Raw genomic sequence first — 21766 nt, forward strand, 5'->3', positions numbered from 1 at the left:
TTCGAAGGCTTTAATAATATTCTTTTAAATTGTTTTTTATCCTAAAATTTCAGCAACTTTAGCGCCAATTTTTGCAGGAGAATCTACAACATGAATTCCGTTTTCTTTTAAAATAGCCATTTTTGCTTGAGCTGTATCATCCGCACCACCAACAATTGCTCCGGCATGTCCCATAGTTCTACCTTTCGGCGCTGTTTGTCCGGCAATAAAACCAACTACTGGTTTTTTATTTCCTGTTGCTTTTACCCAGCGTGCAGCCTCAGCTTCTAATTGACCGCCAATTTCACCAATCATTACAATACAATCTGTTTCATCATCATTCATCAATAATTCAACAGCATCTTTTGTTGTAGTACCAATAATTGGATCTCCTCCAATTCCAATTGCGGTTGTAATACCATATCCTTTTTTCACAACTTGATCCGCAGCTTCATAAGTTAAAGTTCCGGATTTAGAAACTATTCCAACATTTCCTTTTTTAAATATGAATCCTGGCATAATTCCAACTTTAGCTTCTTCTGGTGTAATAACTCCAGGGCAATTTGGACCAACTAATCTACAATCTTTATCAGCAATATACGCTTTTACTTTTACCATATCTGCAACCGGAATACCTTCTGTAATACAAATAATAACTTTTATTCCTGCTGCAGCGGCTTCCATAATTGCATCGGCAGCAAAAGCAGGTGGAACAAATATTATTGTAGTATCTGCAGCAACTTTATCAACAGCATCTTGAACAGTATTAAAAACTGGTTTATTTAAATGGGTTTGACCACCTTTACCTGGAGTTACGCCTCCAACCACATTTGTACCATATTCAATCATTTGAGTAGCATGAAAAGTACCTTCACTACCTGTAAAACCTTGAACTATAATATTCGAATTTTTATTAACTAATACGCTCATTGAACTGTGTTTTAAAATTAAGTTTATTAAACTATTTACAAATGTAAAATATTATATGCTTTTATGATAAAATATTTACCTTTTTTGATTTTTTAATAATTGTTTTATTTCTGCAATTTCTTTTAATTTTTTTCGAGACTCTTCAATTGGTGTTCCAAAATAAGTTTTCCCACCAACAATTGATTTTGTTACTCCGGTTTGTCCTAAAACTATAGCTCCTTTTCCAATAGTAATTCCACTATTTGTTCCAACTTGTCCCCATAAAATAACATCATCTTCAATAATAACACAACCTGCCACTCCTGTTTGTGAAGCAATTAAACAATTTTCGCCAATAATGGTGTCATGACCAATTTGTACTTGATTGTCAATTTTTGTACCTTTTTTTATTGTGGTATTTGCTGTTACACCTCTATCAATTGTACATAAAGCACCAATATCTACGTTATCTTCAACAATAACACTTCCGCTAGATAATAGTTTATCGTAACCTTCAGGCCTTTTTTTATAATAAAATGCATCTGCACCTAAAATAGTACCTGAATGAATGGTAACATTATTACCAATTTTGCAATTATCATAAATTGTTACGTTAGCATGTATTAAACAATTATTTCCAATTTCTACATTATTACCTATAAAAGAGTTTGGTTGAATTATAGTATTTTCACCAATTACTGCTGTTTCGGAAATTGAATTATTTGAACTTTTAAATGAATTGAAGTATTTAGATAACTTATTAAAATCTGTAAAAGGATCGTTAGAAATTAATAATGCCTTTCCAATAGGGCATTTTACATTTTTATTAATTAGAATTACTGTAGCTCTAGATTGTAATGCTTTGTCATAATATTTTGGGTGGTCTACAAATACTATATCTCCCTCTTCTACAACATGAATTTCATTAAAACCAGTTATAGGAAAACTTTCAGGTCCTACAAATGTTACATTTAATAGTTCTGCAATCTCTTGCAAACTATATTTACGAGGAAGTTTCATACAATTATTCTTTAACTCTTTCTAAATAAGCACCTTTTGCTGTGTCAATTTTAACTTTATCTCCTTCATTAATAAACAAAGGTACGTTAATTAATGCTCCAGTTTCAACTGTTGCTGGTTTTGTTGCATTTGTTGCAGTGTTTCCTTTAACACCTGGCTCAGTATGTGTAATTTCTAAAACAACACTAGCCGGCATATCAACTGATAAAGGCATGTTGTCTTCAGTATTAAAAATAACTGTTACAATTTCTCCTTCTTTTAAAAGATCAGGAGTATCAAGCGTTTCTTTACCAAGCGTAATTTGGTTATAATCATCTGTATTCATAAAGTGAAACACATCACCTTCTGGATATAAAAATTGATATTTTCTTGTTTCTACCCTAATATCTTCAATTTTTCTACCTGCCGGAAATGTATTTTCTAATACTTTTCCTGATGATAAACTTTTTAATTTTGTTCTTACAAAAGCAGGACCTTTTCCTGGTTTTACGTGTAAAAATTCTACTACTTTAAAAATATCATTATTATATCTTAAACATAATCCATTTCTAATATCTGATGTTGTTGCCATATTTTATATATTATCTTTATTTTTAACTACCTGTGTAACCTTTCATAATTCCTCGCTGAGAGTTTTTTATGAATAATATTATTTGATCTCTTTCTTTGGTTGCTTCCATTTCAGCTTCAATTATTTCTAAAGCTTGTGTATTATTGTATGTTTTTTGGTAAAGAATACGATATATATCCTGTATTTCTCTAATTTTTTCAGTTGAAAATCCTCTTCTTCGTAATCCAATTGAGTTTATACCAATGTATGATAATGGTTCTTTTCCTGCTTTTGCAAACGGAGGAACATCTTTTCGAACCAAAGATCCTCCAGATACCATTGCATGTTCTCCAATATGTATAAATTGATGTACAGCAACCAACCCACTTAATATAGCATAATCACCCACGGTTACGTGACCAGCAATTACTGAACCGTTTGCCAAAATACAGTTATCTCCAATCACGCAATCATGCGCTATATGAGATGTTGCCATAATTAAACAATTATCACCAATTTGAGTTTTGCCTAATGCTTTGGTTCCTCTATTAACAGTTACACATTCTCTTATAGTAGTATTGTCTCCAATAATTGCTAAAGAATCTTCTCCATCAAATTTTAAATCTTGTGGAATTGCGGAAATTACTGCTCCAGGAAAAATTCTACAATTTTTTCCTATTCTTGCTCCTTCCATAATGGTTACATTTGAACCTATCCAAGTTCCTGAACCAATAATTACGTTATTGTGAATTGTTGTAAATGGTTCTACTACCACATTGGTTGCAATTTTTGCTCCTGGATGTATATATGCTAAAGGTTGATTCATTATTCTGTTGGTTTTTTTGCAATTTGAGCCATTAATTCTGCTTCGGCAACAAGTTTACCATTTGCATAAGCACATGCTTGCATGTGGCAAATTCCTCTTCTTATAGGTGTTATAAGTTCTGCTTTAAAAATTAAAGTATCACCTGGTAATACTTTTTGTTTAAATTTAACTTTATCCATTTTCATGAAATACGTTAAATAATTTTCAGGATCTGGCACTGAACTCAATACTAAAATACCACCACATTGCGCCATTGCTTCAACTTGTAAAACTCCTGGCATTACTGGTGCATCTGGAAAATGTCCAACAAAAAACGACTCATTCATTGTCACATTCTTCATACCAACCACATGATTTTCTGAAAGTTCTATAATTCTATCTATCAATAAAAAAGGTGGTCTGTGTGGTAAAATACTCATAATTTTATGAATATCCATTAACGGCGGTAAATTTAAATCGAACGAAGGAACGTTATTACGTTTTTCTTGTTTTATAATTTTTTGCAGTTTTTTGGCAAAAATAGTATTTACCAAATGTCCTGGTTTATTTGCAATAACTTTACCTCTAATTCTTGTTCCAACTAACGCTAAATCTCCAATTACATCAAGTAATTTATGACGAGCTGCTTCATTGGCCCAACGCAATGTTAAGTTATCTAAAATTCCATTAGGTTTAACTGTTAAAGTTTCTTTACCAAATGCTGTTTTTAGTTTTGACATTGTTTCGTTTGATATTTCTTTATCAACATAAACAATTGCATTATTTAAATCACCTCCTTTTATTAAATTATTATCTAATAACATTTCTAATTCATGAAGAAAACTAAATGTTCTAGCATCTGCAATTTCATCTTTAAAATCAGAAAGTCTTTCAAGTGTTGCATTTTGAGTTCCTAAAACTTTTGTCCCAAAATCAACCATTGTAGTAATTTGATATTCAGAACTTGGCATTAATATAATTTCGCTGCCAGTTTCTTCATCTTTATATGTAATTACCTCTTTAACAATATATTCTTCTCTTTCACAGTCTTGTTCTTCAATTCCAGCTTTTTCTAAAGCAGCAATAAAATGTTTAGATGAACCATCCATTATTGGAGGTTCTGGTGCATTTAATTCAATAATAATATTATCTATATCTAAAGCAACTACTGCAGCAAGTACATGTTCTGATGTATTTACAAAAACACCTCTTTTTTCAAGATTTGTACCTCTTTGTGTGTTTATAACATATTCTGCACTGGCTTCAATAATAGGTTCACCTTCTAAATCAATTCTAACAAAAGCATAGCCGTGATTTATTGGTGCAGGTTTAAATGTCATTGTAACTTTATTACCTGTGTGCAAACCAACACCAGATAGCGTTACTTCGTTTTTGATTGTTTTTTGTTTTTTACACATTATTCTTCTTCTTTTAAAGCTTTAACTTCTTTTTCAATGGAATACAATGTTGCTGCCATTTGTGGTAATTTTTTGAAATATACATATGATTTATTAAAATCACTGTAACCTATTGCGGGTGTGCCTTGAATAACATCATTATCGGCAATATTTCTTGCAATACCACTTTGGGCTTGTATTTGTACGTTATTTCCAATTGTAATGTGACCAACAATACCAACTTGTCCACCAATTTTACAATTTTCTCCAATTTTTGTTGAGCCTGCAATACCTGTTTGAGCAGCAATAACTGTATTGATACCAATTTCAACGTTATGTGCAACTTGAATTTGGTTATCTAATTTAACGCCTTTTCTAATAATTGTAGAACCTAAAGTTGCTCGATCAATGGTAGTAGCTGCACCAATATCTACATTATCTTCAATAACAACATTACCAATTTGTGGAATTTTACTGTAATGCCCTTCAGCATTAGGTGCAAATCCAAAGCCATCAGCACCAATTATTGCTCCTGAATGAATGGAACAATTATTACCAATAATGGTTTCAGAATAAATTTTACCACCAGCAAATATGGTTGTGTTTGAACCTATTTCAACATTATCACCAATATAAACATTTGGATAAATTTTTACATTATCTCCAATTTTTACATTATTACCTATGTAAGAAAAAGCTCCTAAATATAAATTTTTTCCTATTATAGCGGTTTCACTTATAACTGTTGGTTGCTCTATACCTTGTTTATTAAGTTTTACCTGGTTATAAAATTCTAATAATTTAGAAAATGCTTTATAAGCATCATCAACCTTAATTAAGGTTGTGGTTATTTCTTTTTCTGGTACAAAATCTTTATTTACAATGGCAATTGATGCCTTTGTAGCATAAATAAAATTTTTGTATTTTGGATTGGATAGAAAGGTTAACGAACCTTCTTCTCCTTCTTCTATTTTAGATAGTTTAAAAACTTCTACATTTTCATTTCCGACAATTTCACCTTCTAAAATTTCTGCTATTTGATTTGCTGTAAATTTCATCACGACAAAAGTAAAAAAAAAGTTGAACTATACCTATTTCTTTGGATAGCAGAAATAGTACTTATAAACAGGTTTAGATAATGCTTGAATATTCAAGTGGTCTGATGCTTCTGTAATATCTTTTATCTTGCCATTTTTATATAAAATTTGGATATTATTTTTAGTTGAATCGTATGCTTGGTTAAAAATTTCGCCTGAATACACAAAATAATCAACTTCGTTATCACTTAAATTTAAACTGGTTTTTACTTTATTTTTAACTTTATTTATTTGTGTTAAACTTAATGGTTGACTTTGTAATTTAACTTTTGGTAACTTTCTATTTATTAAATTTTCTGATAATGTTGATAAAATAAAATCGTCATTAGAAATCCACTCTTTTATGGATGAAAACACATCATAATCATCTAATCTTGAAAAGGTTTTTAAAGTTTCATTGGTAAAATTATCTTCATTAATTTGATTTTTTAAAAAGTACTTAAAAGCTTTGCTAGCGGGTAATTCAACACCTTTTAAGGTTAATTCGTTAGCTCTAACTAACACTTTTTCCATTAATTTTTCTGCTCCTAAACCTGCTTTATGCAAATACGCTTGCCAATACATTAATCGGCGTGCTACAATAAATTTTTCTACAGAATAAATTCCTTTTTCTTCTACCATTAATGTATCATCTTTTACATTTAACATGGTTAAAATTCTTTCTGAATTTATATTTCCTTCAGCAACACCTGTATAAAAGCTATCTCTTTTCAAATAATCAAGCCTATCCATATCTAATTGACTAGCAATTAATTGATGTAAGAATTTTCTATGATATTCATCTTTAAAAATGGTAATCGCTAAAGCTAACTTACCTTTAAATTCTTCGTTTAAAGCTACCATAAATTTTAATGAAATACTTTCGTGTGTAACACCTGTTACAATGCTTTTTTCTAAAGCGTGAGAAAATGGTCCGTGACCAATATCGTGCAATAAAATAGCAATGTATACTGCATTTTCTTCATCTAAAGAAATTTCAACACCTTTAAAGCGTAAAATTCTAATGGCGTTTTGCATTAAATACATACTACCAATTGCGTGGTGAAATCTGGTATGGTGCGCTCCTGGATATACCAAATAAGATAATCCCATTTGCGAAACTCTTCTTAAACGTTGAAAATAAGGATGTTCTATTAAATCGTAAATTAAAGCATTAGGAATAGTAATAAATCCGTAAATTGGATCGTTTAATATTTTTAGTTTGTTGGTTTGTTTTTCTATCAAAATCAATGTTTAAATAATATACAAATATAGTAATATGGGCGCAATAAAAATTTTATGGGTAGATGATGAAATAGATTTATTAAAACCTCACATTCTCTTTTTAGAAAAAAAGGGCTATAATGTTACTAAATGCAACAATGGTGCAGATGCTATTGATTTATGCGAAACCGATGGTTTTGATATTGTTTTTTTAGATGAAAATATGCCCGGATTAAGTGGTTTAGAAACGCTTTCTAAAATTAAAAATAAGCATCAAAATCTTCCTATTGTTATGATTACAAAAAGTGAGGAAGAATATATAATGGAAGATGCTATAGGTAGTAAAATTGCCGATTATTTAATTAAACCCGTAAACCCAAATCAAATACTTTTAAGTTTAAAAAAAAACTTAGATCATTCTAGATTAATTTCACAAAAAACGACGTTAAATTATCAACAAGAGTTTAGAAAAATTTCTATGGATTTAATGATGGTTAATTCAATAGACGAATGGGTTGAAATTTATAAAAATCTAATTTACTGGGAATTAGAATTGGAAAATATTTCAGATACTGGAATGGTTGAAATATTAGAAAGTCAAAAAAAAGAAGCTAATTCACTTTTTTTTAAGTTTATAAAATCTAATTATCAAGACTGGTTACAGGATGATGATGCTCCAATTTTATCACACACTTTATTTAAAAAAATAATTTTACCAGAAGTTTTAAATTCAAAAGGAACATTATTGGTCGTGATTGATAATTTAAGATATGATCAGTTTAGAATATTGGAACTTACCATTAATAACTATTATAAAAAACAAGAAGAAAAATCTTATTTCAGTATTTTACCAACAGCAACACAATATGCCAGAAATGCTATATTTTCTGGTTTAATGCCGCTTGAAATGGAAAAGAAGCATCCAAATTATTGGAAAAATGATACGGATGAAGGTGGTAAAAATTTATTTGAAGAAGAATTTTTATTCGAACAATTAAAAAGATTGCGACAAAATTTAAAAGTAGGATTTCATAAAATTACCAATATAAAAAATGGTAAACAACTAGCTGAAAACTTTAACGCAACTAAAGAAAATGATTTAACGGTTATTGTCTATAATTTTGTTGATATGCTTTCACACTCTAAAACTGAAATGGAAGTTATAAAAGAATTAGCAAGTGATGACAAGGCGTACCGATCGCTTACAAATAGCTGGTTTATAAATTCTCCTTTATTAGAAATTATACAAAAAGCCCAAAAATTAGGTTTAAAACTTATAATTACTACCGATCACGGAACCATAAATTCTAAAGTACCTACAAAAGTAATTGGCGATAAAAATATCAGTTCTAATTTACGTTACAAAACAGGACGTAGTCTTACGTATGAAGATAAAGAGGTTTTTGCAGTAAAAAATCCAAAGGATATTATGCTGCCAACACTTCATATTAGTAGTTCCTTTATTTTTGCAAAAGAAGATTACTTTTTTGCGTACCCAAATAATTACAATCATTTTGTTCAATATTATAAAAACACCTATCAACACGGAGGTATTTCTTTAGAAGAAATGATAATTCCTTGTGCTATTTTTGAACCAAAATAGTTTAATAACTTATACCATAATTAATTTAACATTATTTAATACTTACTATATTTGTGCTTAATTAATTTATAGTTACATATAATGATTTTAAATTATACATTATCAGATTTATCTGAAATTGCAAATGAAGTGATAAAAAACGCAGCTAACAAAGTATTGCTTTTTTATGGCGAAATGGGTGTTGGAAAAACAACACTTATTAAAGAAATTGTAAAACAATTAGGCGTAAATGATAACGTTAGCTCCCCTACTTTTTCTTTAGTAAACGAATATCATACTACAACTGGAGAAAAAATTTATCATTTCGACTTTTATAGAATTAATAAAGAAGATGAAGCCTTAGATATGGGCGTTGAAGAATATTTTTATAGTAATAACTGGTGTTTAGTAGAATGGCCAAATAAAGTTGAAAATTTAGTACCTTTAAATGCTGTAAGTATTACAATTACATCAAATAAAAATCAACTACGAACTATTACACTAAAAAATAATGGGTAAACAAATTTCTTCTCCGTTCAGTAAATTCGAATTAATTCCACAAGAAGAGTGTTTAGAAATTGCTAAACACAAAGGTTCACTTGTTATTGGAATACCAAAAGAAACGCATTATCAAGAAAAAAGAGTTTGTTTGACACCCGATGCAGTTGCGGCACTAACTGCACAAGGACATAAATTTGTTATTGAAACGGGCGCAGGAGATGGCGCTAAATTTTCAGATAAAGAATATTCTGAAGCTGGTGCAAAAATATCATACGATGTTAAAGAAGCCTTTGGTTGCCATATTATTTTAAAAGTTGAACCACCATCTTTAGATGAAATTCAATATATTAATCCGCAAAGTATTTTATTTTCAGCTTTGCAATTAAAAACGCAAACAAAAAAATATTTTGAAGCTTTGGCAAGTAAAAGAATTACAGCCATTGCGTTTGATTATATTAGAGATGAACATGGTGTTTATTCGGTTGTAAAATCATTAAGTGAAATTGCAGGAACTGCTTCCATATTAATTGCCGGAGAAATAATGAGCAATGATAATGGTGGAAATGGTTTGCTACTTGGTAATATTGGAGGTGTTCCGCCTTGTGAAGTTGTAATTTTAGGAGCAGGAACAGTAGCTGAGTTTGCGGCAAGATCTGCCATTGGTTTAGGAGCAAGTGTTAAAGTTTTTGACAATTCAATCACCAAGTTAAGAGCACTTCAACATAATTTAGGTCAGTTAATTTATACTTCAACAATACAACCCAAAACACTTCAAAAAGCTTTAATGCGTTGCGATGTTGTAATTGGAGCAGCACGTGGCGATGCTCGTTCGCCAGTTTTAGTTACTGAAACCATGGTTGAACAAATGAAAGAAGGTGCTGTAGTAGTTGATGTTAGCATAGATAGAGGCGGTTGTATTGAAACTTCTGAAGTTACAACACATAAAAATCCAACCTTTATAAAACACGGAGTAATACATTATTGCGTACCTAATATTCCGTCTCGATATTCCAGAACTGCCTCAGTATCAATTAGTAATATTTTCACTCCTTATTTAATGAATATTGCTGAAGAAGGAGGTTTTGAAAATGCCTCTCGCATAAATAAAAGTTTACAAAGAGGCATGTATTTTTATCACGGAATTTTAACAAACAAAACAGTTGCTGATTGGTTTAATTTACCTTTTAGAGATATAAATTTATTATTTTTGTAGCATGACATTTAAGCAACGATTACCATTTTTTTTAGGTGGGTTAACAGTAGGAATTATTATTGTAGTGTTTTTTTTAGGAAAAAAGAATACCACTTTTGATTACGGTCCTAATGCCAGATTACTTAAAAATATTCGATTGAAAGAACGCATTTTTTCTAATGAAGCTTTATCAACACTAAAAACTTTTGAAATTGATACAGCCACTATCTCTCAAATATTAAAAGATGGTGATGCGGATATGTGGAACAAAGTTAAATTAGACACTTGCATTCAATATTCAATTACTGGAAATAATGAATTAAAACATATTTCAATTATTGTAAAAAACTGTGATTCAGTAGCTTTTATTGAAAAAATTACTATTCAGAAATAATTTTAGAATAATAATTTGTTTTTATTTTCTTAATACTTTTTATTGATTTTTCCAGCCAATCGAGGTATTTTTCTGCTTTTTCTTGTTCAGTCAATTGCCATTGTACTTTTGATTGCTTCAAACGCTCAGTTACGTTTTGAAGAATGATTGCAGCAGCAACAGATATATTTAAACTCTCTGTAAATCCAACCATAGGTATTTGCAAATATCCATCAGCATTATCTAAAACATTATGTGATAATCCCGCTTTTTCAACTCCAAAAAAGAACGCCGATTTTTGTGTAATATCAAAATCTTGTAAAACACAAGAATTGTTGTGTGGTGTAGTTGCAATTATTTTATAACCTTTTGCTTTTAAATTATCAATACATTTTAATGTATTGTTTGTGTTTAACTCATTATATAAAGAAAAATCTAACCATTTTTGAGCGCCTTTTGCAATTTTTCTTGAAGCATAAAATTTATACTTATTTTCAATAATATGAACTTCTTGAACCCCAAAAACTTCACAACTTCTTACAACAGCACTCGCATTATGTGGCTGAAATAAATCTTCAACAGCCACTGTAAAATGCTTAGTGCGCTCTTCTAAAACTTTTTTAAACAAGTCCTTTCGCTTAGCTGTTACCAATTTTTCTAAATAGGCTATGTATTGGTGATCAATCATTTTTAATTTTATTAGCAACCAAAGGTACAGATTTTCTTTTGGTTTTAAGATTCCCTATACGGGTTTTTGAGTATAAAAGAATAGCCCCAAACACTGGAAAACATCAATAAAACGGTATTTTTCGGTTGGTTGGATAATTAAAATTAATAACTGTTGGCTATTTGCAATCCGCTAAAAAATGGAACCCTATTGCAACTATCATTCAACATTACAACCCTACAAAACAATTGTAAACTGTAAACATTAAAGAAACCATTATCATTTTAACAAAGTTGCAATAAAACCTACCAAAACCAATAGAAGAAAATTAATTGTACTGCGCATTGTTGTTGGAAAAAAATATACTTTTCAACATAAAATTGTTATTAAAATAAAATAAAATAAAAATACTATTTATAATTCCATTATTTTGTAAATTTAAGAATTAAAAAAATAAAAAATACCTGCTATGAAAAAACCCTTATACACCCCAATGCCCCTACTTAACACATTGCAACTAAAAACAACGCAATACACTTTTTATTTAAGCAAAATAAGTCCATAACAACCTTAGGTTTGTATAAATAAACCGACAAAAACAACGCAATTTTAGCAACTTTGGCGTGTAAAACGCACATCAAAAACGTGCATAAAAATGCTCAAATAGCACAACTATTTGAGCGTTTTTTTTTGGAAAAAGTTGCACAACAAATAAAATAAGTTGCAAAACTATTGAAATAAGTTGCCCAACTTTTAAAAAAAGGTGCTCATAATATAAAAAAAGCCTCCCAAAAAGTGTTTTTATCATGGTTTTAACGTTTTTAATAGATTTAAACACTTTTACCAACTAATAGCGAATTTAATCATAATGGTTACCGTTAGTTTTATGAAGCATAAAAATAACCATTATATTAATTAATTTACAATTACAATTACAATTAAGCTATTTTAGCCTATACATAAGGGCTTCAAAAAGTATCAGCATACATTTATTGAAGTATGTATAGAAATAACAAAATTTTAATTTTACCACTAAAAAAGTGATTAATTTCTTATTTTTTATTACTTCTATTCTTGAAAAATTACAACTCTTATAAAAAAATTGAAAGCTGATGATGTTTCCATTTTGGTGAATTGCAATGATAAAAATAGAATAGTTTAAAATATTTTTTGTGTGATTGCTATCGCACATATACAAACAAGATGGGGGTAGCTTTGTGTGACTTTGGTGGTCATATAAATGAGTAGGCAACATTAAAAATAAACAATGAGAGTAAAGTAAGATATTCCAATATTAGGAAAAGTCACTGTTAACTTCCTTGATTTAAGCGCGAAATTATATCAACATTACATTGATACAGACTCAATACTAGCAACAGGAGAAGATTTGAGCAAATTTATTGAAACATTGAATGATGGCTCTGTATTCAGAAATAAAAAAGAGCAAAAAATATACACTTCCATTTATAAGTATGAGCACACTGGCTTACTACCTGGATACCAAACTATTGCTACGTATCATTAGGATATTGAAGCTGTGGTTATACGATTTGCAAACACAGTAAATTTTGATGGTTATATATGTTAGAAATAATGTATAATTGAATCGTTAAAATAGTAATAAAGAATAATTAGCACCAACAATGGTATCTGTTGTACAAAACCTATAAACACAAGCGCTTTTTAAGGCGCTTGTGTTTTATTATAAAATTAGAGAAACGATAAAAAAAAGCACGTTTTTAATGATTTCTTTAAGAAATAGCAACTTCTTATAAAAAATATAGGGCAAATGCCGTATAACAATTACGAATTAAAAAAAATAATTTTATCGAAATAAAAAGCTATTAATCTAATTAAAATCATTTTTATTATGAAATTACATCATTTTTCAACCATATTAAAAGGAATCTTTTTTTCTTTTATAGTCCTAACAATCGCTGTAAGTTGTTCCAAAGAAGAGGAAGAACCTCCTACAGCTGAATTTACATTTTCTCCTATAAGTCCTAAGGTAAATGAAGAAGTTACTTTTAGTAATTCAAGTACCAATGCAACTTCATACCAATGGTCGGCAGCAGGAACAAGTTTTAGCTCTACTGCTCAAAACCCAAAATTTACCTTTACTACAGCAGGCGATTTCAATGTGAAATTAGTTGCTACAGGAGCAGGAGGAACAACGGAAATTATTAAAAAAGTTACGGTGTTAGCCCTACCAGTTGCAGGTTTTAGTTTTTCACCTACAAGCCCAAAAACAGGCGAAGAAGTAACCTTTACCAATACAAGTACTGATGCTACTTCTTACCAATGGTCGGTAGCAGGAACGAGCTTAACCTCTACATCGCAAAATCCAAAATTCATCTTCTCAACGGCAGGTGATTTTGATGTGAAATTAATAGCAACAGGACCTGGAGGAACAACGGAAATTATTAAAAAAGTTACCGTGTTAGCCTTACCAGTTGCAGGCTTTAGTTTTTCACCTACAAGTCCAAAAACAGGCGAAGAAGTAACCTTTACCAATACAAGTACTGATGCCACTTCGTACCAATGGTCAGCAGCAGGAACAAGTTTTAGCTCTACTGCTCAAAATCCTAAATTTACCTTTACTGCGGCAGGTGACTTTGATGTGAAATTAATAGCAACAGGACCTGGAGGAACAGCTGAAATAACCAAAAAAGTAACAGTATCGGCAGTACAACCAGCACCAGTTGCAGGATTCAGCTTTTCACCTACAAGTCCAAAAACAGGCGAAGAAGTAACATTTACTAGCACAAGTACCAATGCCACTTCGTACCAATGGTCGGCAACAGGAACAAGTTTTAGCTCTACTGCTCAAAATCCTAAATTTACCTTTACTACGGTAGGTAATTATAACGTAAAATTAGTAGTTACAAATGCTACAGGAACTAATGAAATAACAAAACAAGTTACTGTAACAGCAGCGTTACCAGCGCCGGTTGCAAACTTTAATTTTGCACCAGCAAGCCCAAAAACAGGCGAAGAAGTAACATTTACTAACACAAGTACCAATGCCACTTCGTACCAATGGTCGGCAGCAGGAACAAGTTTTAGCTCCACTGCTCAAAATCCTAAATTTACCTTTACTACGGCAGGTAATTATAACGTAAAATTAGTAGTTACCAATGCTACAGGAACTAATGAAATAACAAAACAAGTTACTGTAACAGCAACGTTACCAGCGCCGGTTGCAAACTTTAATTTTGCACCAGCAAGCCCAAAAATAGGCGAAGAAGTAACATTTACTAGCACAAGTACCAATGCCACTTCGTACCAATGGTCGGCAGCAGGAACAAGTTTTAGCTCTACTGCTCAAAATCCTAAATTTACCTTTACTACGGCAGGTAATTATAACGTAAAATTAGTAGTTACAAATGCTACAGGAACTAATGAAATAACAAAACAAGTTACTGTAACGGCTGAATCTGGAGGCAATAGTAATCCGTGTAATTTACCTGATTGTTATGTTCAAAAAACAACAACCGTTTCTACAGGTGTTACAACAACAATCACCTATGGCTATACCACAGTGAATGGGAAAAAAATGATTGCTTCAATTGATACTTTTACTGGCTTTGGAAATGTTGTAGTAAGCATTCAATATGATGCACAGGGAAGAAGAATTAAGGATGAATCTAGAGTTGGAGGTACTCTTCAAAACTCTATTGAATATAGCTATAGCAATGGTGATAAAACGGTAAGAGCAAATACTTATGATGCAGGAGGAACATTAACGAGTTATACTATAAGTACCTATGACACATCTATGCGTCTTACACGTACCGATAATTATACAGCTACAGGAGCATTAACTGGGTATACTGTTTATTCAAATTTCTTGAATATTACCGGAAGTTTTCCGCAGTTAGTTCAAACCTACAATGCAAGTAATGCAATTACGCAAACCGATGTACACACGTATCAAGATTGTCAATTAAAAAGTACCGTTTCAAAAGATGGAAGCGGCACTGTAATAGGAGAAGTAACAAATACAATTGATGCACAAAAATTATTACGCACCAGTGTAGCAACTATTATTACTTTTGGATTTAATATTACGAGTACAACACAATATGTTTATGATTGTGATTAACAACATTTTGAAAGAAGATTAGCTGAAAAATTCTAACTGATTTAATTATTGGTTAGAATTTTTTTTATGGGAATTCATAATGATTTAAACACTCAGAAAAGAACAATTAAAAAATTGGAGTATTGGCTACAAACATTTTTAAATGAGCGAACTAAATAATTTGATTGAGGAAATAAAAAATTGTATTGTTTTTATCAATTAAAATTTTACTTTTAAAAAAAAAATTAAGAGTGAAAAATATTGTTATTTTAACAGGTGCAGGTATAAGTGCAGAAAGCGGCATACAAACATTTAGAGGTGCTGATGGTTTATGGGAAGGTCACGACGTAATGGAAGTTGCCTCGCCTATTGGTTGGGAAAAAAATCAACAATTGGTACTCGATTTTTACAATCAAAGACGCTCACAATTACTTACTGTTGAACCAAATTTAGCTCATTCAGCTTTAAAATTATTAGAGTACAAATACAATGTAACTATTATAACTCAAAATATTGATGATTTACATGAGTGCGCTGGAAGTACAAATATTATTCATTTACACGGCGAATTATTAAAATCTAGAAGCACGGTAAATCCAAAATTAATTTATGAATGCTTAAACGATATCAATATTGGTGATACCTGCGAGCTTGGCTCACAACTACGTCCTCATATTGTTTGGTTTGGAGAAGAAGTACCTTTGCTTAGTACTGCCGCAAGAATTACTTCACAGGCTGATGTTTTAATTATAGTTGGTACGTCTATGCAAGTGTATCCTGCTGCCAATTTAATTAATTATGTAAGTTTAGCTACTCATATTTATTTTATTGACCCTCAACCAGTTATTCAAAAAAACTATTTTCCTAATTTAAAAATTATCGCAGAAAATGCTTCTACAGGTGTTCCAAAAGTTGTTAATCAATTAATTGACTTATAGAAGTATATAACTCACCTTTTGAAATAACACTTCCTAACTCTATTAATTTAAAAAGTTCTAAATTTCTCTCTAAATCATATTTTTTTGATGCCTTAAAATATTCAATAGAATTATCTAATGGATTATTAATAAACCAGTTAAAATCATCATTATTTAAAAAGCTTTTTGAAGAATCATTTAGTTTTATATAAATTCTAAAAATTTTAGTTGCGTCACATTTAAACAAATTCATGTGATTTTCTGATATATGTTCTAAAAAGGATGTTTTTGTTAGTACATCTTCCCAAACAACATCACTAAAAACAGCCAATTCTTCATCTGCCATAGATGGTTTTTCTTTTTTTATAGTTTTCCATTCTTCCGAATCAATTTGTTGGGTTGCTAAAAACTTTGAAAATTCTTCGTGTAGTTCTTGTAATTGTTCTTTTGTTAAAAGTCTGTATTTCATATTTTTTTGAATAAAAAACCGCCAAATAAAAGCGGTTCAAATATATTAAATTTTAACCCTTTTGGTATAATTTAATCATAAAAAAACCCACTATAAAGTGGGTTTTAATAACTAAAAAGTTATAAATATTATTTTGCTTCAGCAATAATATCAATAGGTAATTCAACAACTACTGATCTATGTAATCTAATAGTAGCATTGTATTTTCCAATTCTTTTAATATTACCACCTTCAACTTTAATATATTTTTTATCAACTACTTGACCTGCAGCAGCTAAAGCCTCTGCAACATCTGCATTGTTAACTGAACCAAATAATTTTGAACTATCAGCAGTTTTTGCAGTAATTTTAATATCTAATTCTTTTAAAGCGTCTGCAATAACAGTAGCGTCTTTTATTAACTTTTCTTCTTTAAAAGCACGTTGCTTTAAAGTTTCAGCTAATACTTTTTTTGCTGATGTTGTTGCTAATACTGCTAATCCCTGAGGAATTAAGAAGTTACGTCCGTAACCGTTTTTTACAGTTACAATATCGTCAATAAAACCTAAGTTTTCAACGTCTTGTTTTAATATAATTTCCATAATCCTTCTTCTTTTATTTTAATAAATCACCAACATATGGCATTAAAGCTAAGTGACGTGCTCTTTTAATAGCAACAGACACTTTACGTTGATATTTTAATGAAGTTCCAGTTAAACGACGAGGTAAAATTTTACCTTGCTCATTTACTAAATATAATAAGAAATCAGCATCTTTATAATCAATATACTTGATACCGTTCTTTTTGAAACGACAGTATTTTTTTACTTCTTTAGTATCAATATCTAACGGAGTTAGGTAACGAACATCACCAGTTTTTCCTCCTTTTGCTTGTTGTTCTATAGACATATCTCTTATTTTTTAGCTGCTTTAGCGTTACTATTTCTTTGTCTTCTCTTTTCAGCCCAAGCAACAGCATGTTTATCTAACGCTACGGTTAAATAACGCATAATGCTATCATCTCTTCTAAATTCAAGTTCAAACGGAGCAATTACTTCTCCAGCAACTTTGTATTCAAATAAGTGATAAAATCCACTTTTTTTGTGTTGGATTGTGTAAGCTAATTTTTTTAGCCCCCAATCTTCTTTTGATATCATTTCGGCACCTTTAGAAACAAGATAGTCCTCAAACTTCTTTACTGTTTCCTTTACCTGAACATCAGATAAAACGGGATTCAAAATGAAAACAGTTTCGTAATGATTCATAATTAATTATTTAAGTTTTTACTTTTAAGGGTGCAAATATACTGTTATTTAATTAAATGGCAAGTGCTAAAGCCACAAATTTAATATAGATTTTTAGCAACTTAACTAAAAGCATAAAATCAACGCCAATTTAATAATTATCTACATCAATTGTTAATTTAATTGAACGAAACTCTTTTATTGCCTGAAAAGCATTTACCACTCTAATTATTTTATTTTTTGATGCTGCAATAGATTGTTTTGGTGGAATTTTTATAATAATTTGACGAATATAATAATTTCTAATTTTCGAAATGGCTGGTGTTGTAGGTCCTAAAATCTGTTCTTTTACATTAGCAGTTAAAGATTTCCCCAACCAATTTGCTCCATCTTCTACAGAATTAAAATTTTTGTGTCGTAACGTAATTTTAATAATTCTATAAAATGGCGGATAATGGTATTGCCAGCGTTCTTGCAACTGTTCCTTAAACATTTCATCATAAGAATTTGTAGAAACTTGTTGCAATATTTGATGATACGGATTAAATGTTTGTATAGCTACTTTCCCTCTTTTTTGATCACGCCCTGCCCTACCCGAAACTTGCACCATTAATTGATAACTACGCTCATGCGCTCTAAAATCTGGAAAATTTAGCATGTTATCGGCATTCATAATACCAACCAACGATACATTTGCAAAATCCAATCCTTTTGATAGCATTTGCGTTCCCACTAAAATATCTATTTCCTGAGCCTGAAATTGCCCTAATATTTTTTGATAGCCATATTTTCCTCGTGTAGTATCTAAATCCATTCGACCAATATTAACATTTGGAAACAGTTCCTGCAATTCCAACTCTATTTGTTCAGTTCCAAAACCTTTTGTATTTAATTTTTCGCTGCCACAAGCACCACAATTATGCAACATTGCTTGACGGTAACCACAGTAATGGCAACGTAATTCCTTTCTATAACTATGAAAGGTTAAGCTAACATCGCATTGCGGACATTGTGGAGAAACGCCACAAGTTTCGCACTCAACAACTGGCGCAAATCCTCTTCTATTTTGAAATAAAATAACTTGCTCTTTTTCTTTAAGTGCATCTGAAATCATTTCTAATAATCGATCAGAAAAATGACCTTTCATTCTTTTTTTTCGATGCTTTTCTTTAACATCTACCAATTCTATTTCTGGTAATAATACATTTCCAAAACGTCTGTTTAACTCTACAAACCCATATTTGCCTTGTTGCGCGTTGTAAAATGTTTCTATACTTGGCGTTGCAGAACCCAACAATACTTTTGTGTTATGTTGATTTGCTAAAACAATTGCAGCATCACGAGCATGATATCGTGGCGACGGATCATATTGTTTAAACGATGGTTCGTGCTCTTCATCAACTATAATTAAACCTAAATCAGAAAATGGCAAAAATAACGAGGAACGTGCTCCTAAAATAAGTTGTGCTTTTTGATTATTTTCTAAAACATTATTCCATACTTCTACACGTTCATTCATAGAATATTTAGAATGAAATATGGATAAATATTCACCAAAATAAATTTGCAAACGCTCTATTAGTTGGGTGGTTAGGGCAATTTCTGGTAATAAATACAAAACTTGTTTCCCTTGTTCTAATTGTTGCTTTATTAATTTAGCATAAATCTCTGTTTTCCCGCTACTTGTAATTCCTTTTAACAAAGTTACTTGTTTAGTTTCAAAACATTTTTTAATAGCTAAAAAAGCTTCTTCTTGATGTGATGTTAATATTTTTATTTCTTTTGAATTACCATCAAAATTTATTCTATCGGTTTGAATAAAATAATATTCCAAAATATCTTTATCAACCAACGATTTTATAACAGCTGCTGAACTATTCGCTTTTTCTTGAAGATCTACAACCTTTATTGGTTTTTTAGTGGTTTGAAGCTGAAAATATGTTAAAATAACATCGCGCTGTTTTTGCGCTCTGCTTAAAGTTTCTAATAATTCTGAAAGTTTTTCTTTTTCATTCCAAACAGCATTTAACCGAACATATTTTATTAATTTAGGTTTGTATTGTTCGTAAATTTGTTCTTTTACGTTGATTACATTTTTTTCAATTAAATCTTTAATCACTGGAAAAACTGCCTTTTTTCCAAGTATTTCAACTATCTGATTTATGGTTAATTGCGTTTGATGTTGCAGCGCTTCATAAATTAAAAACTCATCATCATTTAATAGTTCTTCAGTTGTAAACCCAATATTTTGCTGAATTACTGTTTCGCTTTCTAATAAAAAGGCTGATGGTAATGCTGCTCTAAAAACTTCACCTAAAGAACACATATAATAATTTGAAATCCATTCCCAATGCGCTAACTGAATTTCATTTACAATAGGAGTTTCATCTAAAATTTGAAATATTTCTTTGGCTTCATAACCTACTGGCGGTTCGTTATGGATAGTATATACCAACGCTGTATAAATTTTAGATTTTCCAAATTCTACAGCAACACGCATTCCTGACTTTAAAAATGCAGCTTCGGCTTCTGTAATTTTATAGGTAAATTGCTTTTGAAGCGGAATTGGTAATATGACGTTTATAAAATTATTCAATTCATAAAAATAAAAAGTAAAAGTATTCAAATTAAAATGTCTACAAAAGCAATTTATAATTTATGTCACTTTATTTGCTTCCTTAGGTAATTTAAGTTGCTTTAACCCATTCATTTTTAAATAAATTTATATTAATTTTTTAAAATATTTATAATGAAAAATATATTTATACTGTTCGTTTTTATAATTAGCATGATTAGTTGTAAAGAATCTAAAAATGATAAAAAAGTAGACGAAAATCCAGAGTACGTAGCTTTACAAAAAACAGCTTCCTCTATGTTTGGTAAATTACCTAAAATAGTTGAAAATCCGAATAATAAAGTAACCCAAGAAAAAGTGGAGTTAGGTAAAAAACTATTTTTCGATAACAGATTATCTAAAGACAATACGCAAAGTTGTAACACGTGTCATAATTTAGAAACATATGGTGTTGATAATTTGAGGACTTCACCAGGAAATGATGGTGGTTTTGGTGCTAGAAATTCACCAACAGTTTTTAATGCAGCATTACACATGTCACAATTTTGGGATGGTAGAGAACCTGATGTAGAAGCGCAAGCTGGCGGACCAATTTTAAATCCGGTAGAAATGGCTATGCCAAGTGAAACTATTGTTGTTGAGCGATTATCTGCAATTGATGAGTACAACAGCCTGTTTGCAAAAGTTTTCCCAACTGATAAAAACCCTATTAACTATAAAAATATTCAAAATGCTATTGGAGCTTTTGAACGAACGTTAGTAACTCCTTCTAGATTTGATGAATTTATTAATGGAGATTTAAATGCCCTAACAACTGATGAAAAAGAAGGTTTAAAATTATTTATTAGTACAGGTTGTGTAGCTTGTCATTCTGGAAATGTGTTAGGAGGAAATATCTATCAAAAATTTGGAGTGTATGATAATTATTGGAAATATACAAAAAGCACAAAAATTGACGAAGGAAAGTTTGAAGTTACAAAAAATGAAAATGATAAATATGTTTTTAAATCACCTTCTTTAAGAAATATTGAAAAAACATATCCATATTTTCATGACGGAAGCGTTTCAGATTTAAAAGAAGCTATTAGAATAATGGGAAAGATACAATTAAATAAAGATCTTTCAGAAAAAGATTTGAATTCCTTGATTTCATTTTTAAATTCTTTAACAGGTGAGCTACCTAAAAACATTTAAAATATATTTTTAATACCCTGATTTTAAGA

The 21766-nt window shown here is 30.4% G+C and carries 20 protein-coding genes; 7 read left to right on the forward strand and 13 right to left on the reverse strand.

The genetic code is table 11. From position 1 onward, the window contains the following. Nucleotides 1-36 precede the first annotated feature (36 nt). The 7 genes from sucD to BM335_RS03050 all read right to left on the reverse strand — a co-directional run bounded on the left by sucD (nucleotide 37) and on the right by BM335_RS03050 (nucleotide 6981). Entirely contained in the window at nucleotides 37-909 is an 873-nt protein-coding gene (sucD, locus tag BM335_RS03020; protein WP_090223004.1) for a succinate--CoA ligase subunit alpha, read from the reverse strand. A gap of 75 nt (nucleotides 910-984) precedes the next feature. Further along, nucleotides 985-1908, reverse strand: coding sequence for a UDP-3-O-(3-hydroxymyristoyl)glucosamine N-acyltransferase (locus tag BM335_RS03025; RefSeq protein ID WP_090223007.1), 924 nt, complete (start codon nucleotides 1906-1908; stop codon nucleotides 985-987). Nucleotides 1909-1912: 4 nt separating this feature from the next. Next, nucleotides 1913-2479, reverse strand: coding sequence for an elongation factor P (efp, locus tag BM335_RS03030; RefSeq protein ID WP_090223013.1), 567 nt, complete (start codon nucleotides 2477-2479; stop codon nucleotides 1913-1915). Nucleotides 2480-2501: 22 nt separating this feature from the next. Then, complete coding sequence (lpxA, locus tag BM335_RS03035; protein ID WP_090223016.1) at nucleotides 2502-3284, reverse strand: acyl-ACP--UDP-N-acetylglucosamine O-acyltransferase; 783 nt, start codon at nucleotides 3282-3284, stop codon at nucleotides 2502-2504. Further along, nucleotides 3284-4681 carry a bifunctional UDP-3-O-[3-hydroxymyristoyl] N-acetylglucosamine deacetylase/3-hydroxyacyl-ACP dehydratase gene (locus BM335_RS03040; protein ID WP_090223018.1) on the reverse strand — a complete coding sequence of 466 codons (1398 nt, stop codon included), beginning with the start codon at nucleotides 4679-4681 and terminating at the stop codon, nucleotides 3284-3286. Before BM335_RS03040 ends, lpxA begins: the two co-directional genes overlap by 1 nt. Beyond that, complete coding sequence (gene lpxD, locus BM335_RS03045; protein ID WP_090223021.1) at nucleotides 4681-5718, reverse strand: UDP-3-O-(3-hydroxymyristoyl)glucosamine N-acyltransferase; 1038 nt, start codon at nucleotides 5716-5718, stop codon at nucleotides 4681-4683. The genes BM335_RS03040 and lpxD overlap by 1 nt, the downstream gene beginning before the upstream one ends. A gap of 33 nt (nucleotides 5719-5751) precedes the next feature. Next, nucleotides 5752-6981 (reverse strand): HD domain-containing protein, encoded by a 1230-nt coding sequence (locus BM335_RS03050; RefSeq protein ID WP_090223023.1) that lies wholly within the window; start codon nucleotides 6979-6981, stop codon nucleotides 5752-5754. 34 nt (nucleotides 6982-7015) lie between these two features. Here BM335_RS03050 and porX point away from each other — a divergent pair, with 34 nt between their 5' ends. The 4 genes from porX (at nucleotide 7016) to BM335_RS03070 (ending at nucleotide 10629) form a co-directional block, all read left to right on the forward strand. Beyond that, nucleotides 7016-8563 (forward strand): T9SS response regulator signal transducer PorX, encoded by a 1548-nt coding sequence (gene porX / locus BM335_RS03055; protein WP_090223026.1) that lies wholly within the window; start codon nucleotides 7016-7018, stop codon nucleotides 8561-8563. 81 nt (nucleotides 8564-8644) lie between these two features. Then, on the forward strand, nucleotides 8645-9061 hold the full coding sequence (gene tsaE / locus BM335_RS03060; protein WP_090223029.1) for a tRNA (adenosine(37)-N6)-threonylcarbamoyltransferase complex ATPase subunit type 1 TsaE: 417 nt from the start codon (nucleotides 8645-8647) through the stop codon (nucleotides 9059-9061). Further along, the gene (locus tag BM335_RS03065; protein ID WP_090223032.1) at nucleotides 9054-10256 is read left to right on the forward strand and encodes an alanine dehydrogenase; all 1203 of its coding nucleotides are present in this window, start codon (nucleotides 9054-9056) and stop codon (nucleotides 10254-10256) included. The genes tsaE and BM335_RS03065 overlap by 8 nt, the downstream gene beginning before the upstream one ends. 1 nt (nucleotide 10257) lies before the next feature. Beyond that, nucleotides 10258-10629, forward strand: a complete 372-nt coding sequence (locus BM335_RS03070) for a hypothetical protein (RefSeq protein ID WP_090223035.1) — start codon at nucleotides 10258-10260, stop codon at nucleotides 10627-10629. Here the strand turns inward: BM335_RS03070 and BM335_RS03075 are convergent. Then, nucleotides 10616-11296 carry a TrmH family RNA methyltransferase gene (locus tag BM335_RS03075; RefSeq protein WP_090223037.1) on the reverse strand — a complete coding sequence of 227 codons (681 nt, stop codon included), beginning with the start codon at nucleotides 11294-11296 and terminating at the stop codon, nucleotides 10616-10618. The genes BM335_RS03070 and BM335_RS03075 overlap by 14 nt on opposite strands. 1849 nt (nucleotides 11297-13145) lie before the next feature. On the opposite strand from BM335_RS03075, the gene BM335_RS03080 reads away from it, so the two are divergent. Together BM335_RS03080 and BM335_RS03085 are read left to right on the forward strand one after the other, a co-directional pair. Beyond that, nucleotides 13146-15380: a PKD domain-containing protein gene (locus tag BM335_RS03080; protein ID WP_090223040.1), complete on the forward strand. Its 2235-nt coding sequence runs from the start codon at nucleotides 13146-13148 to the stop codon at nucleotides 15378-15380. 230 nt (nucleotides 15381-15610) lie between these two features. Next, a complete protein-coding gene (locus tag BM335_RS03085) occupies nucleotides 15611-16297 on the forward strand; it encodes an SIR2 family NAD-dependent protein deacylase (protein ID WP_090223259.1) in 687 nt (228 codons plus the stop codon). Here BM335_RS03085 and BM335_RS03090 read toward each other — a convergent pair. The 5 genes from BM335_RS03090 to priA form a co-directional block, all read right to left on the reverse strand. Continuing rightward, entirely contained in the window at nucleotides 16275-16745 is a 471-nt protein-coding gene (locus tag BM335_RS03090) for a DUF6495 family protein (protein ID WP_090223042.1), read from the reverse strand. The two genes, BM335_RS03085 and BM335_RS03090, sit on opposite strands and share 23 nt — an antisense overlap. A gap of 128 nt (nucleotides 16746-16873) precedes the next feature. Next, nucleotides 16874-17326 (reverse strand): 50S ribosomal protein L9, encoded by a 453-nt coding sequence (gene rplI / locus BM335_RS03095; protein WP_090223045.1) that lies wholly within the window; start codon nucleotides 17324-17326, stop codon nucleotides 16874-16876. Nucleotides 17327-17339: 13 nt separating this feature from the next. Beyond that, nucleotides 17340-17633: a 30S ribosomal protein S18 gene (gene rpsR, locus BM335_RS03100; RefSeq protein WP_090223048.1), complete on the reverse strand. Its 294-nt coding sequence runs from the start codon at nucleotides 17631-17633 to the stop codon at nucleotides 17340-17342. Nucleotides 17634-17638: 5 nt separating this feature from the next. Beyond that, the gene (rpsF, locus tag BM335_RS03105; protein ID WP_090223050.1) at nucleotides 17639-17989 is read right to left on the reverse strand and encodes a 30S ribosomal protein S6; all 351 of its coding nucleotides are present in this window, start codon (nucleotides 17987-17989) and stop codon (nucleotides 17639-17641) included. A gap of 130 nt (nucleotides 17990-18119) precedes the next feature. Then, nucleotides 18120-20564 carry a replication restart helicase PriA gene (gene priA / locus BM335_RS03110; protein ID WP_177219141.1) on the reverse strand — a complete coding sequence of 815 codons (2445 nt, stop codon included), beginning with the start codon at nucleotides 20562-20564 and terminating at the stop codon, nucleotides 18120-18122. Between the two features lie 153 nt (nucleotides 20565-20717). Between priA and BM335_RS03115 the strand changes: the two genes are divergently transcribed. Then, nucleotides 20718-21737: a cytochrome-c peroxidase gene (locus tag BM335_RS03115; protein WP_090223052.1), complete on the forward strand. Its 1020-nt coding sequence runs from the start codon at nucleotides 20718-20720 to the stop codon at nucleotides 21735-21737. The last annotated feature ends 29 nt before the right edge of the window (nucleotides 21738-21766 follow it).

Origin of the sequence: Lutibacter maritimus (assembly GCF_900116115.1) — a bacterium.
In the GTDB taxonomy this organism is placed as follows: Bacteria; Bacteroidota; Bacteroidia; order Flavobacteriales; family Flavobacteriaceae; genus Lutibacter; species Lutibacter maritimus.